We start from the raw sequence: 16,110 nt of genomic DNA, 5'->3' as shown, positions 1-16,110 counted from the left end.
CGAGGGACCGGGCTTCGCTTCTACACCCAGCGGCCGGCGGCGGCCACCGCATTGCGACCGGCCGCGGCCCCTCTTCCGGCAGCCGTCGGCAGCCTCGAATCGGTCTGTCCTGCCCCCGCCGGATCGCCGTTGCGCCAGCGGAATCTGCGGTTTACTCCTCGAAAAATGCCAATCTAATTGATTTAACTGGTGGATGGACAGCACGAAATCATTCATTGCATATGGACGCGCGGACTGCTTCACTCGGGCTGGAGGAAGTGTCCGAAACCAGGCTTGGCCTGACATGAACCCAGGAACATTGTGATGATGAACAAGGCTGCATCCGCCGCGCTTCCTTCTCCGCCGCCGCGCGTCTCCACGCCGGAAACCCTCGCCGCCGAGATTATCGAGCGGCTGACCTATTCCATCGGCAAGGACGCCAAGGTCGCCAAGCCGCACGACTGGATGACGGCCACCATCCTGGTCGTTCGCGACCGCATCATTGACCGATGGATGGCCTCCACCCGGGAGACCTACGAAACCAGCGGCAAGCGGGTCTACTACCTGTCGCTCGAGTTCCTGATCGGCCGCCTCACCCGCGACGCGGTCTCCAACCTCGGACTGCTGGAAGAGGTGAGAACCGCCCTCGGCTCCCTTGGTGTCGATTTCGACGTGATCGCCGCGCTCGAGCCCGACGCCGCGCTCGGCAATGGCGGCCTCGGCCGGCTCGCCGCCTGCTTCATGGAATCGATGGCCACCGTCGGGGTCCCCGCCTATGGCTACGGCATCCGCTATGTCCACGGCCTGTTCCGCCAGCAGGTCAGCGATGGCTGGCAGGTGGAACTCCCCGAAACCTGGCTTGCCCACGGCAACCCCTGGGAATTCGAACGCCGCGAAAGCGCTTACGAAATCGGTTTTGGCGGCATCGTCGACACCGTGGGCGACGCCAGTTCGGACACGCAGCGCTGCATCTGGCGGCCTCAGGAGCGTGTCATCGCCACCGCCTATGACACGCCGGTGGTCGGCTGGCGCGCCAAGCGCGTCAACACGCTTCGCCTCTGGACGGCCCAGCCCATCGACCCGATCCTGCTCGACGCCTTCAATGCCGGGGACCACATCGGCGCGCTGAAGGAGAGCAACAAGGCCGAGGCGCTCGCCCGCGTGCTCTATCCGGCCGACGGCACGCCTGCCGGGCAGGAATTGCGGCTGCGCCAGGAATATTTCTTCTCCTCCGCATCGCTGCAGGACATTTTGCGCCGGCATCTTCAGCAGTATGGCGACCTGCGCACGCTGCCCGACAAGGTGGCCATCCAGCTCAATGACACCCATCCGGCGGTCTCCGTGGCCGAGATGATGCGGCTGCTCATCGATGTGCATCGCATGGATTTCGATCAGGCCTGGGACATTACCCGCAAGGTGTTCAGCTACACCAACCACACGCTGCTGCCGGAAGCGCTGGAAAGCTGGCCCGTGCCGCTGTTCGAGAAATTGCTGCCGCGGCACATGCAGCTCGTCTACGCCATCAATGCCAAGATCCTGCGCTTCGCGCGGCTTGAAAAGAAGTATGACGACGAGAAGATCCGCTCGGTCTCGCTGATCGATGAGGGCGGCGACCGCCGCGTCCGCATGGGCAACCTGGCCTTCCTCGGCTCCCATTCAACCAACGGCGTCTCGGCCCTGCACACCGACCTGATGAAGCAGACCGTGTTCGCCGACCTGCACGGGCTCTATCCCGACCGCATCAACAACAAGACCAACGGCATCACCCCGCGGCGATGGCTGATGCAGTGCAATCCCGGCCTGTTCTCGCTGCTGCGCGAGACCATCGGCGACGCCTTCATGGACGACGCGGAACGGCTGAAGGGTCTTGACAGCCACACCGGCGACAGCGAGTTCCGCGCCCGTTTCGCCGCCGTCAAGCACGCCAACAAGGTGCGGCTGTCAAACCTCGTGGCCCGCCGCATGGGCATCAAGGTCGACCCTTCGGCCATGTTCGACGTACAGATCAAGCGCATTCACGAATACAAGCGGCAGCTGCTCAACATCATCGAGACCGTTGCGCTCTACGATCAGATCCGCTCGCATCCGGAGCGGGACTGGGTGCCGCGGGTCAAGTTCTTTGCCGGCAAGGCGGCGCCGAGCTACCACAACGCCAAGCTGATCATCAAGCTCGCCAACGACGTCGCCCGGGTGATCAACAACGACCCCTCCGTCCGCGGGCTGCTGAAGATCGTCTTCATCCCCAACTACAATGTCTCGCTGGCCGAGGTGATGGTTCCCGCCGCCGATCTGTCCGAGCAGATATCGACCGCCGGCATGGAAGCGTCGGGCACGGGCAACATGAAGATGGCGCTCAACGGCGCGCTCACCATCGGCACGCTCGACGGCGCCAATGTCGAGATGCAGGACTGCGTCGGCGCGGAGAACATCGTCATCTTCGGCATGACCACCGCCGAGGTCGCCGAGCGCCGGGCAAACGGCTATGTCCCGCGCGAGGTGATCGAAGGCTCGCGCGAACTCTCACAGGCGCTGACGGCCATCGCCTCCGGCGTGTTTTCGCAGAATGACGAGGACCGCTTTGCCGACCTGACCAACGGCATCTACGAGCACGATTGGTTCATGGTCGCCGCCGATTTCGATGCCTATGCCCGGGCACAGCGCTCGGTCGATGCTTTGTGGCTTGACGAGGAGGCATGGTATAGCCGTACAATCAGGAACACGGCGCGCATGGGCTGGTTCTCCTCGGACCGGACGATCCGCCAGTATGCGAAAGATATCTGGAAAGCCGGCCCATGACACAAGAGGGAACCGCGCGCACGGCCGGGGGATCCGTTCACCTCCCGGTCGATGAGGCTTCTGCCATCGCCTCCGGCACGCATGGTGACCCTTTTGCCGTCCTTGGAGTCCATCCGCTGGGCACGGGCCTCGTCGCCCGCACCTTCATTCCCGACGCCGCCGCGGTCGCCGCCCTCACGCTGGACGGAGCCCCGGTCGGGGAACTGCAGGCCGGTGCGGCTCCGGGCCTGTTCGAGGGCGCGGTCCGCCTGTCCGGCCGGCAGCCGCTCCGCTACAAGGCGCGCAACGATCAGTCGGAATGGGAGTTTGTCGATCCCTACTGCTTCGGCCCGGTGCTCGGTCCTATGGACGACTACTTCATCGGCGAAGGCTCGCATCTCAGGCTGTTCGACAAGATGGGCGCCCATCTCGTCACCCATGAGGGCGTCGAGGGGGTGCATTTCGCCGTCTGGGCGCCGAGCGCCAGCCGTGTCTCCGTCGTCGGTGACTTCAACGCATGGGACGGCCGGCGCCACGCCATGCGTCACCGGGTTGACAGCGGCATCTGGGAAATTTTCATTCCCGGCCTCGATGCCGGCCACACCTACAAGTTCGAGATCCTCGGCGCCGGCGGCGAGCGGCTGCTGAAGGCCGATCCCTTCGCCCGGCGCGCCGAATTCCGGCCTGCGACCGCGTCCGTCGTCGCCGCCGACATCAGGCACGAATGGGGCGACGCCGCTCATCGCGCCCACTGGAGCAAGGTCGACAGCCGCCGCCAGCCGATGACGACCTACGAGGTGCATGCGGGCTCCTGGAACCGACACCACGACGGCGGCTTCCTCAGTTGGGACGAACTGGCCGACCGGCTCATCCCCTACTGTGTCGAGATGGCGTTCACCCACATCGAATTCATGCCGATCAGCGAGTATCCCTACGACCCGTCCTGGGGTTACCAGACGACCGGGCTCTATGCGCCCAGCGCCCGCTTCGGCGAGCCCGAGGGTTTCGCCCGCTTCGTCGACGGCGCCCACCGCGCCGGGCTCGGCGTCATTCTCGACTGGGTCCCGGCGCATTTCCCCACCGATGCCCATGGGCTGGCGCGCTTCGACGGCACCGCGCTCTACGAGCATGCCGATCCGCGTCAGGGTTTTCACCCCGACTGGAACACGGCGATCTACAATTTCGGCCGCAAGGAAGTGCTCTCTTACCTGATCAACAATGCGCTGTACTGGGCCGAGGTCTTCCACATCGACGGGCTGCGGGTCGATGCGGTGGCCTCGATGCTGTATCTGGATTACTCGCGCAAGCAGGGCGAATGGATTCCCAACGCCGAGGGCGGGCGCGAAAACCTCGAATCGGTCCACTTCCTTCGCGAGATGAACAAGGCCGTCTATGCCAGCCATCCCGGCATCGTCACCATCGCCGAGGAATCGACCTCCTGGCCGAAGGTATCGGCGCCCGTCTTCGATGGCGGCCTCGGCTTCGGTTTCAAATGGAACATGGGTTTCATGCACGACACGCTCGCCTACATGCAGCGTGAGCCGGTCTACCGCCAGCACCATCACGACGAACTCACCTTCGGCCTGCTCTACGCCTTCAGCGAGAATTTCGTCCTGCCGCTGTCCCACGACGAGGTGGTCCACGGCAAGGGATCGCTGCTGACCAAGATGCCCGGCGACGAATGGCAGAAATTCGCCAATCTGCGCGCCTACTATTCGTTCATGTGGGGCTATCCCGGCAAGAAGCTCCTGTTCATGGGCCAGGAATTCGCCCAGCGCGGAGAATGGAGCGAGGCGCGCGCGCTCGACTGGGATCATCTCGACGACCCGCGCCATCACGGCGTCCAGTTGCTGGTGCGCGATCTCAACCGGCTCTATGTCGCCCACCCGGCGCTGCATGCGCGCGACTGCGAGCCGGAGGGGTTCGGCTGGCTCATCGCCGACGACAGCGCCAACTCGGTCTTCGCCTGGGAGCGCCGCGCACCCGGCACGCCGCCGGTGGTGGTAGTGACCAACTTCACCCCGGTGGTGCGCAACGCCTACAGGGTTCCGGTGCCGCACGGGGGCGTCTGGCGCGAGATCTTCAATTCCGACGCCACGGTTTATGGCGGATCCGGACAAGGCAACCTTGGCAGCGTGACCGCGTTGAAGGCCGACGGTGCGACACATCTCGAGCTAACCCTGCCGCCCTTGGCGACCGTGATGCTGATGCCCGGCTAAATCTAGCAATGCTTGGAATGGGGAGGAACAGACAATGGACAAGACACCGAGGCCGCAACCGCTGGCTCGTGACGCAATGGCCTATGTGCTGGCCGGGGGCCGCGGCAGCCGCCTGAAGGAGTTGACCGACCGGCGCGCCAAGCCGGCCGTCTATTTCGGCGGCAAGACCCGGATCATCGACTTTGCCCTTTCCAACGCGCTCAATTCCGGCATCCGCCGCATCGGGGTCGCGACCCAGTACAAGGCGCATTCGATGATCCGGCACCTGCAGCGCGGATGGAACTTCCTGCGCCCAGAGCGCAACGAGAGCTTCGATATCCTGCCCGCCAGCCAGCGGGTCTCCGAGACCCAGTGGTATGACGGCACCGCCGACGCGGTGTTCCAGAACATCGACATCATCGAGAGCTACGGGCCGGAATACATGGTCATTCTCGCCGGCGACCACATCTACAAGATGGACTACGAACTGATGCTGCGCCAGCACGTCGATTCGGCCGCCGACGTCACGGTCGGCTGTCTCGAAGTGCCGCGCATGGAAGCCGTCGGTTTCGGCGTCATGCATATCAACGCCAAGGACGAGATCATCGCCTTCGTCGAGAAGCCCGCCGATCCGCCGGGAATGCCCGACAAGCCCGACAGGGCGCTGGCCTCGATGGGCATCTATGTCTTCAACACCAAGTTCCTGATGGATGAACTGCGCCGCGACGCCGCGACGCCCGGCTCCAGCCGCGATTTCGGCAAGGACATCATCCCCCACATCGTCAAGAACGGTAAAGCCGTCGCCCACCGCTTTTCCGATTCCTGCGTGCGCGCCAACATGGAGGCGGAAGCCTACTGGCGCGATGTCGGCACCGTCGATGCCTACTGGCAGGCCAATATCGACCTGACCCACATCGTTCCGGAACTCGATCTCTATGACCGGTCCTGGCCGATCTGGACCTATGCCGAGATCAAGCCGCCGGCGAAATTCGTGCACGACGAGGAGAACCGCCGCGGCTCGGCCGTCTCCTCGCTGGTGTCGGGGGATTGCATCATCTCCGGCTCCTCCCTCAACCGCTCGCTGATCTTCACCGGCGTGCGCGCCAACTCCTACTCCCATCTCGAGGACGCGGTGGTGCTGCCCGACTGCATCATCGGCCGTCATGCGCGGCTGACCAAGGTGATCATCGACCGGGGCGTCGAAATCCCGGAAGGGCTGGTGGTCGGCGAGGATCCGGAGCTCGACGGCAGGCGCTTCCGGCGCACTGAGTCCGGGATCTGCCTGGTCACCCAGTCCATGATCGACCGGCTGGGAACCGTCACCTGATGAAAGTGCTGTCGGTCGCCTCCGAGATGTACCCGCTGATCAAGACCGGGGGCCTCGCCGATGTGACGGGCGCCCTGCCCTCCGCGCTGGCGCTCCTCGGCATCCACATGCGGGTGCTGCTGCCCGGATACCCGGCGGTCAAGGCGCAGATCAAGCGGCCGAAAGCGGTGATGCATCTCGACGATCTGTTCGGGGTCCGCGCCAGCGTGCTGGCGGTGCGCGTCGGTCAGGTCGACTGTCTGGTGCTCGACGCGCCCGAGCTCTTCGAGCGTGCCGGCGGGCCCTATACGGATGCATCCGGCAAGGACTACCCCGACAACTGGAAGCGGTTTGCGGCGCTGAGCCGGGTTGCCGCCGACATCGCCGAGGGCTCCATTGCCGGCTGGACCCCCGATCTGGTCCATGTCCACGACTGGCAGACCGGGCTGGTGCCGGTCTACATGGCCCAGGGCCGCGCGGCCGGCACGCCCACCGTGCTGACCATCCACAACCTCGCCTTCCAGGGCCAGTTCGGCCCGGAGATCTTCGCCGGCCTCGGCCTGCCGGTGTCGGTCTTTGCCATGGACGGACTCGAATATTACGGCGACGTCAGCTTCCTCAAGGGCGGGATGCAGATGGCCTCGGCGATATCCACCGTCAGCCCGACCTATGCCCAGGAGATCCGCACTCAGGAGTTCGGGATGGGACTTGACGGGCTGGTCCGCGCCCGGACCGACGACCTGCACGGCATCGTCAACGGCATCGACACGGAAGTCTGGAATCCGGAGACGGATCCGCTGATCCCCGCCAATTACGGCCGCGGCAGCCGCCGCAGGCGCGCCATCAACCGGGCCGCGCTGGTGAGCCGCTTCGGCCTCGACGACGCCCCCGGTCCGATCTTCATCGTCATCAGCCGCCTGACCTGGCAGAAGGGCATGGATATCCTGGCCGGGATTGCCGACGACCTTGTCGCCATGGGTGGCAAGCTGGCGGTGCTCGGCTCCGGAGACCAGGCGCTCGAAGGCGCCCTGCTGGCAGCCGCCGCCCGGCACCGCGGCCGCATCGGCATGGTCAAGGGCTACGACGAGCCGCTGTCGCACCTGATGCAGGCCGGCGGCGATGCGATCCTGATCCCGTCGCGATTCGAGCCGTGCGGCCTGACCCAGCTCTACGGCCTGCGCTACGGCTGCATCCCGGTTGTCAGCCGCACCGGCGGGCTCGCCGACACCGTCATCGATGCCAACGAAGCCGCACTGGCTGCCCGGGTCGCCACCGGCTTCCAGTTTTCGCCGGTCTCCGCCGACGCCGTGCGCGAAGCCATCCGGCGCACCATTCGCGCCTATGCCGATCCGCAGGTCTGGGCCCGGCTGCAGAATCAGGGCATGAAGGCCGACGTCTCCTGGGATCGCAGCGCCGCCCGCTATGCCGATCTTTACACAAGCCTGACACAGCCAAGGACCGCCACGCCATGATCCGGACCGTCTCCTCCACGCCCTATTCCGACCAGAAGCCCGGCACGTCCGGCCTGCGCAAGAAAGTGCCGGTGTTCCAGCAGCAGAATTACACCGAGAACTTCATCCAGTCGATCTTCGACAGCCTGCAGGGGTTCAAGGGGGAGACGCTGGTGATCGGCGGCGACGGCCGTTACTACAATCGCGAGGTCATCCAGATCGCCCTGCGCATGGCGGCGGCCAACGGCTTCGGCCGCGTTCTCGTCGGTCAGGGCGGCATCATGTCAACGCCGGCGGTCTCGCATGTGATTCGCAAGCACAAGGCCTTCGGCGGCATCATCCTGTCGGCCAGCCACAATCCGGGCGGGCCGAACGAGGACTTCGGCATCAAGTACAACGCCTCCAATGGCGGGCCGGCACCCGAATCGCTGACCGATGCCATCTTCGCCCGCTCCAGGGTGATCGACCGCTATCTCACGGCGGATTTCCCGGACGTCAATCTCGACAGCATCGGCAGCCTGAACGCGGGCGGGCTGATGATCGAGGTGATCGATCCCGTCGACGACTATGCCGAGTTGATGGAGCATCTGTTCGACTTCGGCGCTATCCGCGACCTGATCGCCGGCGGCTTCAGGGTGACCTTCGACGCCATGCATGCGGTCACCGGTCCCTATGCGCGCGAGATCCTCGTCAACCGCCTCGGCGCCGACCCGGCGCTCATCCGCAACGACGTGCCGCTCGAGGATTTCGGCGGCCACCACCCGGATCCGAACCTGGTGCACGCCAGGGAACTCTACGATACCATGATGGCACCGGACGCGCCGGATTTCGGCGCCGCGTCGGATGGCGATGGCGACCGCAACCTGATCATCGGCAGGTCGATCTTCGTCACCCCGTCGGATTCGCTCGCCATGCTGGCCGCCAACGCCCATCTCGCTCCGGGCTACAAGGCCGGGATCGCCGGCATCGCCCGCTCGATGCCGACGAGCGGAGCCGCCGACCGGGTCGCGGCGAAGATGGAAGTGCAACTCTACGAGACCCCGACCGGCTGGAAGTTCTTCGGCAACCTGCTCGATGCCGGCAGGGTGACGATCTGCGGCGAGGAAAGCGCGGGCACCGGTTCGACCCATGTGCGCGAGAAGGACGGTCTCTGGGCGGTGCTGCTGTGGCTCAACATCCTCGCCGTCCGCCGCCAATCGGTGCTCGAAATCGTTGAGGACCACTGGGCCACCTACGGCCGCACCTATTACTCCCGCCACGACTACGAGGCCGTCGACACCGATGCCGCCAACACCCTGATGGCGCGGATCGAGGAGAGGTTCGGCGCGCTGCCGGGAACGAAGCTCGGGCCGCTGACCGTGGCGCGCGCCGACAATTTTTCCTACCACGACCCCGTCGACCTGTCGGTGAGCCGGAACCAGGGCATCCGCATCCACTTCGAGGGCGGCGCACGCATCGTCTTCCGGCTCTCCGGCACCGGAACATCGGGCGCCACGCTGCGCGTCTACATGGAATTCTACGAGCCCGACCCGGCCCGCCACAACCGCGACACCCAGGAGGCGCTCTCCGACCTGATCGCCGCCGCCGAGGAACTGGCCTCGATCCGCGCGCTCACCGGTCGCGATGCGCCGACCGTGATCACCTGAGGGCAGCACTTGCCAGGCAGCCCGGCGCAATCCCAGACACTCTCCGGACCCGGCGCCGAACTGGCGCCGGGCGGCGTCCGCTTCACGGTCCGCGCCCCGGCGGCCACGGCTGTCTCGGTCTGCCTGTTTGATGCCGATGACAGGGAAACCGGCCGCCATGCGCTGCCACAGACCGATGATGACCTGTTCTCCGGCCTGATCGCCGGCGTGAAAGCCGGCGACCGCTACGGGCTGCGCGCCGACGGGCCCTGGCAGCCGGAACAGGGCCATCGCTTCGATCGGACCAAGCTGCTGATCGATCCCTATGCGGTGCGGCTCGACCGACCCTTCGTGCATGATTCCCGGCTCGGCCAGCGTGGCGTGGACACCGCCGACATCGTCCCCAAGGCGGTCATCGAGGCGCCGCTGCCGGCGCGCAGCGTTGCCCCGCCGCTGTTCACCCCCGGCGGCCTGATCTACGAACTGCCCGTCCGCGCCTTCACCATGCTGCATCCGGACGTGCCCGCGGAAATCCGCGGCACACTCAGTGCTCTCGCCCATCCGGCCATCATCGCCCATCTCAGGTCGCTGCATGTCTGCGCCGTCGAACTGATGCCGATCGCCGCCTGGATCGACGAACGGCACCTGCCGCCGCTGGGCCTTTCCAATGCCTGGGGCTACAACCCCGTGACCATGCTGGCGCTCGACCCGCGGCTGGCGCCCAGCGGCGTGGCCGATCTGCGCCTGGCGGTGGACGCCCTGCACGAGGCCGGCATCGGCGTGCTCGTCGATGTGGTCTACAATCACACCGGGGAAAGCGATCTGGAGGGGCCGACACTCTCGCTGCGCGGGCTGGGTAACGCCGCCTACTACCGGCACCAGGCCGACAATGCCGGCATCCTCGTCAACGACACCGGCTGCGGCAACACGCTCGCCTGCGACCGCCTGGTGGTGCAGGAACTGGTGCTGAGCGCCATGCGGTTTCTGGTCGAGCAGGGCGGTGTCGACGGCTTCCGCTTCGATCTGGCGCCCATCCTCGGCCGCGACGACGCCGGCTTCAACCCGGACGCGGCGCTTCTGCGCCGAATCGCGCAGGATTCCGTGCTCTCGGACCGGGTGCTGCACGCCGAACCCTGGGACATCGGCCCGGGCGGCTACCAGCTCGGAAAATTCCGCCGGCCCTGGCTCGAATGGAACGACCGGGCGCGCGACGACATCCGCCGGTTCTGGCGCGGCGACGCGCAGATGCTTGGCGCGCTCGCAACCCGGCTTGCGGGCTCGTCCGATGTCTTCGCCGGCGACGGCGCCACCGGGACCCGCACCGTCAACTTCATTGCCGCCCATGACGGCTTCCCGCTCGGCGATCTCGTCCGCTTCGAGCACAAGCACAACGAGGCCAACGGCGAGGAAAACCGCGACGGGCACGGCGAAAACCTGTCATGGAACGCCGGCGTCGAGGGCGACACCGCCGACGCCGGCATACTCGCCGCCCGCAGCCAGGATGCCGAAGCGCTGATCGCCACCCTGTTTGCCAGCCGCGGCACCATCCTCATGACCGCCGGCGACGAGTTCGGCCACAGCCAGGGCGGAAACAACAATGCCTATGCCCAGGACAACGCGATCACCTGGCGCGATTGGTCGCGGATCGACGAGCGCAGGCTGGACTTCACCCGCGCCTGGGCCAGGCTCAGGGCCGAACTGCCGCCGCTCATGCGCGCCGCGTTCCTGCATCAGGGCGAGGGAGCGGACGGCGCGGACCGGGTGGAATGGCTCGCCGCCCATGGCGGCCGCCTGACGGTGGACGAATGGGAAGATCCGCACACCCATCTGCTTGTCATGATTCTGGGCGATGGTGCCGGCCGACTGGCATTGGCGTTCAATCGCGGGCGCGACGCCATCCCGATCACCCTGCCGCCGACGGACGGCCATTGGCGACCGGCAGCACCCGGATTGGACGAGATGTCACGGGTTCCCGCCCGTTGCGTCGCCTGCTGGATCGAGCGGGCGGAGTGAGCCAACGGCAGGCAGAGGCCTGCAGCGCATGACGTTGAGAGGCGGGTTTCACTTCCTGGCCGAACAATGCGACAAGTCGATGAGTTGGGCGCTTTTGCGATTCCATGAGGAGCAAAAGCGTTCTAATGCATGTCGCCCGAAAGTGTGCAGCGGTTTCGGGCGACATGCATAAGCAAAGAGCTAAGGCACATCGCGCGAATCTGAATCCACGCGATGTGCTTTAGATGAAGACCTTGAACCCGTTTCAACTGCAGGACACACTCCATGGCGCCGCGCGAAATAGCATTGGCCGATATCATCGGCCTGATCGGAAGCGAACAGGGAATTTCCGAATGGATGGCGATGCCGCAATCGCGGATTGACCAGTTTGCCGCCGCCACGGACGACCATCAGTTCATCCATGTCGATCCTGCCAGGGCGGCCGAAACGCCGTTCGGCGGCACCATCGCCCACGGCTTTCTCACCCTGTCGATGCTCTCGGCGATGAATTACGACTGCCTGCCCAAGGTGCGCGAGCAGACGATGGGCATCAATTACGGCTTCGACAAGGTCCGCTTCATGGCTCCGGTCCCGGCGGGTGCCCGCATTCGCGGCCGCTTCGTGCTGGCCGATGCACGGTTTCGCGGCGCCGGAATGGTGATGGTCACCTATGACGTTACGATCGAGATCGAGAGCCAGACGAAGCCGGCGTTGGTCGCCAAGTGGCTGACCATCATCCAGTTCGACCCCAAGGACCGCCCCGCGACCGTCTGACGACGCCGGATCGGGAGCCAGCGGCGCTTCATCCGCCGACCGCGCCGAAACCCGCTGTCGGCGGAATCGGTCGCTGTCGTCCGCCACCCGGCCGAAGCCTGGCTCAGGCGAGCGCGTCGCCTGCCGCGTCGGCGAGGAAGGTGAAGGCGTAATCGGAGAACGAGCGCCAGCACTCGACCCGGAACGCCTCAGCGCCGGTGCGCAGGATCACCACCTCGATCTTGCCGAGAACCGTGCGCGAACAGGCGCCGACCGGAAACGCCGTCAGCGACAGGTTCTGCGGGCAGCCCGATTCGAGCGTCGCCTGCGCGCCTGCGCCTTCGACCAATATCGCGGTGTTGCGGTGGGACACATCGACCGCCGAGACCAGCACGCCGGCCTCGCACAGCGCCGAGGTCAAGTGCGGGCCGGCGTCGACCGACGCATCGATCAGCAGCCATTCATCGGGACCGAGCCACAGTGCCATGCGTCCGGTCTCGGTCGTGACCGATGTCTTCGGACTGAGCGGCAGCGCGAGGCCGAGGATCGACGACAGCTGTCCGGCTTCGGACGGATTGACCCGGAGCGCCACGCGGCCGGCGGCAGGCGCCGGCGTGACCGTGACACCAGCGGCGCCGGCGACGCGCCCGGACAATGGCTCGGAACGGTGGGCGTGCGCGATATCAGCCATTGAGGCGTTCTCCCTGCTTGTCGATGAAGACCGTGTCGGTGACCGTGACCTCGATGGTCCGGTCCGGCATCGGCACATAGAGTGTCTGGCCCATCAGCGATCGGCCGCCGGCGACCACGCCCATGGCGATGGAGCGGCCGCAATTCTCGGACCAGTAGGACGACGTGACGTGGCCCAGCATTTTCATCGGCACGGTCTGGTTTGGATCGGCGACGATCTGTGCGCCCTCCTCCAGCACGATCTTCGGATCGCGCGTCTGCAGGCCCACGAGCTGCTTACGGCCCTCGCGCACCAGATCGGGGCGCTTCATGCCGCGAATGCCGACAAAGTCCGGCTTCTTCTTCGCCACCGCCCAGTTGAGACCCGCGTCATCGGGCGTCACCGTGCCGTCGGTGTCCTGGCCGACGATGATGTAGCCCTTCTCGGCGCGCAGCACATGCATGGCCTCGGTGCCGTAGGCGCAGGCGCCCATCGGCTCCGCCCGGGCCCAGATGGCCTCCCAGACGGCCTTGCCGTAATCGGCGGGCACGTTGACTTCGAAGCCGGCCTCGCCGGTGAACGACATGCGGAACAGCCGCGTCGGCACGCCGCAGATCCGGCCCTCGCGGACGCTCATATGCGGCATCGCCTCGCTGGACATGTCGATGCCTTCGACCAGCGGCGCGATGATCTCGCGCGCCTTCGGACCCTGGACGGCGATCACAGCCCACTGCTCGCTGGTCGATGTCAGCCACACCTTCAGGTGCGGGAATTCGGTCTGCAGGTAGTCCTCCATGTGGTGCATCACCCGCGGCGCGCCGCCGGTGGTGGTGGTGACATGGAAGCGGTCCTCGGCCATCCGGCCGACGACGCCGTCATCATAGATGAAGCCGTCCTCGCGCAGCATGATGCCGTATTTACAGCGGCCCGGCTCCAGCTTGTCCCAGCTGTTGGTGTAGAGCAGGTTGAGGAAGGCGGCCGCGTCGGGGCCGACCACCTCGATCTTGCCGAGCGTCGAGGCGTCGAACAGCCCGGCGGCCTCGCGGACGGTGCGGCACTCGCGGTTGACGGCCTGATGCATGTCTTCGCCGGTGCGCGGATAATACCAGGCCCGCTTCCACTGGCCGACATCCTCGAACACCGCGCCATGTGCAGCTTCCCAGTCGTGCATCGGCGTCTTCCGCGTCGGATCGAACAGCGCGCCGCGGGAATGGTTGACGATGGCGCCGAAGGTCACCGGGGTGTAGGGCGAGCGGAAGGTGGTCAGCCCCACCTTCGGCAGCGGCCGGTCCAGCATCTCGGCGGCGATCGCCAGGCCGTGGATGTTGGAGGTCTTGCCCTGGTCGGTGGCCATGCCGTTGGTGGTGAAGCGCTTGACGTGCTCGATCGACTCCATGCCCTCGCGCACAGCCAGACGGATGTCCTTGGCGGTGACGTCGTTCTGGAAGTCGACGAAGGCCTTGACCGTGGTGTCCGGTCCGGCGCCCTCGCCGCTGCCCATCATGTTGCCGGCCCAGCTGGTGCCGGCCACAGCTGCCGGAGGCGCCCAGCCGCCGCCCGAGGCGACGCCGGCCTTCTCGGCCGATTCGCGGCCGGCGCGGACGGCTTCGGCGATGGTCTCGTTGAGATCATCGGTGCCGTTGCAGGCGCCGATGCTCATGCTGGCCTGCGGATGCACGCCCGGCAGGAAGCGTTCCGACGCCTCGTCCCAGACCACCTTGCCGCGCGACTGCGAATACATGTGCACCGACGGCGTCCAGCCCGACGACATGATCAGCGCATCGATGGCGTAGTCCTTGCCGCCCCCGCCGCCGATGCGGGCCACCTTCATCGACCTGACGCGGAGCGAGCCCTTGGTGTCGACCACCGCGTGACCGGTCAGCACCTCGATGCCGAGGTCTGCCGCGCGGGCGAGAAGCGCCGCATCGACCTGGGGACGCACATCGACGATCACCGGAATGGAAACGCCGGCCCGCTTCAGGTCGAACGCCGCGTTGTAGGCCGAATCATTGGCGGTGTAGACGCCGACCCTGGCGCCGACAGCGACGCCGAAATGGTTGAGGAAGGTGCGCGCCGCCGAGGCCAGCATGATGCCGGGACGGTCGTTGTTGGCGAATACCATGTGCCGCTCGATGGCGCCGGTGGCGATCACCACCTGCCTGGCGCGCACCTGCCACATCCGCTCGCGCGGCAACCGCGCATCGGGCGCGGCCAGATGCTCGGTGACGCGCTCGACCAGTCCGACATGGTTCTGTGCCTGGTAGCCGAAAGCGGTGGTGCGGGTGAGCACCCGGACATTGTCCATGGCGCGGAGCTCGGCCACGACGGCCTGGGCCCAGTCAAAACCGGATTTGCCGGCGATCGTCGTGTCGGTTTCGTGGCGGAACGCGCCGCCCATCTCCGGCTGTTCGTCACAGATGATGACCTCGGCGCCCGCATGCGCGGCCGACAGCGCCGCGGCAAGCCCGGCGACGCCGCCGCCGATGACCAGCACGTCGCAATGGGCGTGATGATTGGCATAGTGGTCCGGGTCGCGCTCCGAGGGCGAGACGCCGAGACCGGCGGCGTTGCGGATCACCGGCTCATAGAGCTTCTTCCAGGCGGCCTTCGGCCACATGAAGGTCTTGTAGTAGAAGCCCGCGGCAAACATCGGCGAGGCGAGATTGTTGACCGCGCCGATGTCGAAGGACAGCGAAGGCCAGCGGTTCTGCGACTTGGCCTGCATGCCGTCAAAGACTTCCTGGACCGTGGCGCGCACATTGGGAGTGCGGCGCGCGCTGTCGCGACCGATGTCCATCAGCGCATTGGGCTCCTCCGGACCGGCCGAAAGCATGCCGCGCGGACGGTGATACTTGAACGAACGGCCGGTGAGGTGGATGCCGTTGGCAATCAGCGCCGAGGCGAGGGTGTCGCCTTCGACCGCCGTCAGCGCCTGGCCGTCGAAGGTGAAGCGGACAGTCCTGGCCGGCGTCAGCCGTCCCTTGCCTGCAATCCGGTTGGCGCCGCTCATAGACCTGCTCCTTCGACACGGTCGGAAACCCTGACCGAACCATCGTCAGCACGAACCACGGCCACCTTCGGCAGGCCGGCCTTGTAGGTGGTCACGAACTTGTCGGAGACCGTGTCCCGCACCGCATTGAAGAAGCGCCCGCAGCCGTGGATGTGGCGCCAGCGCTCGTAGGTCAGGCCCTTGGGGTTGTCACGCAGGAAGAAGAACACCTCGAAGGCCTCGTCGCTGATATTGGCAATGTCGGCGGGACGGGCGATATGGGCCTCGCCGGTGTTGCGAAACTCAAGCTCCGGGCGCTCTTCCTGGCAGTAGGGGCAGTGGATCAAAAGCATGGGATTGGCCTCGGTCAGA

General features: G+C 66.2%; 10 protein-coding genes. 7 read left to right on the top strand and 3 right to left on the bottom strand.

The genetic code is table 11. The annotated features are described in order from the left end of the window. Positions 1 to 306 precede the first annotated feature (306 nt). The 7 genes from DFR52_RS22215 (at position 307) to DFR52_RS22185 (ending at position 12,100) form a co-directional block, all read left to right on the top strand. A complete protein-coding gene (locus DFR52_RS22215; protein WP_342587915.1) occupies positions 307 to 2,775 on the top strand; it encodes a glycogen/starch/alpha-glucan phosphorylase in 2,469 nt (822 codons plus the stop codon). Beyond that, positions 2,772 to 4,973 (top strand): 1,4-alpha-glucan branching protein GlgB, encoded by a 2,202-nt coding sequence (gene glgB, locus DFR52_RS22210; RefSeq protein ID WP_110034267.1) that lies wholly within the window; start codon positions 2,772 to 2,774, stop codon positions 4,971 to 4,973. The genes DFR52_RS22215 and glgB overlap by 4 nt, the downstream gene beginning before the upstream one ends. A 34-nt stretch (positions 4,974 to 5,007) precedes the next feature. Further along, positions 5,008 to 6,279 (top strand): glucose-1-phosphate adenylyltransferase, encoded by a 1,272-nt coding sequence (glgC, locus tag DFR52_RS22205; RefSeq protein ID WP_110034266.1) that lies wholly within the window; start codon positions 5,008 to 5,010, stop codon positions 6,277 to 6,279. Further along, positions 6,279 to 7,730 carry a glycogen synthase GlgA gene (gene glgA / locus DFR52_RS22200; RefSeq protein WP_110034265.1) on the top strand — a complete coding sequence of 484 codons (1,452 nt, stop codon included), beginning with the start codon at positions 6,279 to 6,281 and terminating at the stop codon, positions 7,728 to 7,730. The genes glgC and glgA overlap by 1 nt, the downstream gene beginning before the upstream one ends. Further along, the gene (locus DFR52_RS22195; protein WP_110034264.1) at positions 7,727 to 9,355 is read left to right on the top strand and encodes an alpha-D-glucose phosphate-specific phosphoglucomutase; all 1,629 of its coding nucleotides are present in this window, start codon (positions 7,727 to 7,729) and stop codon (positions 9,353 to 9,355) included. Before glgA ends, DFR52_RS22195 begins: the two co-directional genes overlap by 4 nt. Positions 9,356 to 9,364: 9 nt before the next feature. Continuing rightward, the gene (gene glgX / locus DFR52_RS22190) at positions 9,365 to 11,347 is read left to right on the top strand and encodes a glycogen debranching protein GlgX (protein ID WP_342587914.1); all 1,983 of its coding nucleotides are present in this window, start codon (positions 9,365 to 9,367) and stop codon (positions 11,345 to 11,347) included. A gap of 264 nt (positions 11,348 to 11,611) precedes the next feature. Next, positions 11,612 to 12,100, top strand: coding sequence for a MaoC family dehydratase (locus DFR52_RS22185; protein WP_110034263.1), 489 nt, complete (start codon positions 11,612 to 11,614; stop codon positions 12,098 to 12,100). 103 nt (positions 12,101 to 12,203) lie between these two features. Here DFR52_RS22185 and DFR52_RS22180 read toward each other — a convergent pair whose 3' ends face one another. From DFR52_RS22180 to DFR52_RS22170, 3 genes are read right to left on the bottom strand one after another with little or no spacing between them, the layout of a single operon-like run. Next, complete coding sequence (locus DFR52_RS22180; protein WP_110034262.1) at positions 12,204 to 12,770, bottom strand: sarcosine oxidase subunit gamma; 567 nt, start codon at positions 12,768 to 12,770, stop codon at positions 12,204 to 12,206. Beyond that, the gene (locus tag DFR52_RS22175; protein ID WP_110034261.1) at positions 12,763 to 15,759 is read right to left on the bottom strand and encodes a sarcosine oxidase subunit alpha; all 2,997 of its coding nucleotides are present in this window, start codon (positions 15,757 to 15,759) and stop codon (positions 12,763 to 12,765) included. The genes DFR52_RS22180 and DFR52_RS22175 overlap by 8 nt, the downstream gene beginning before the upstream one ends. Further along, entirely contained in the window at positions 15,756 to 16,091 is a 336-nt protein-coding gene (locus tag DFR52_RS22170; RefSeq protein ID WP_110034260.1) for a sarcosine oxidase subunit delta, read from the bottom strand. The genes DFR52_RS22175 and DFR52_RS22170 overlap by 4 nt, the downstream gene beginning before the upstream one ends. Positions 16,092 to 16,110 lie beyond the last annotated feature (19 nt).

The organism is Hoeflea marina, from assembly GCF_003182275.1.
In the GTDB taxonomy this organism is placed as follows: Bacteria; Pseudomonadota; Alphaproteobacteria; order Rhizobiales; family Rhizobiaceae; genus Hoeflea; species Hoeflea marina.
Note: the sequence above shows the minus strand (reverse complement) of the source record. Positions and strands in the feature narration are given on the sequence as shown.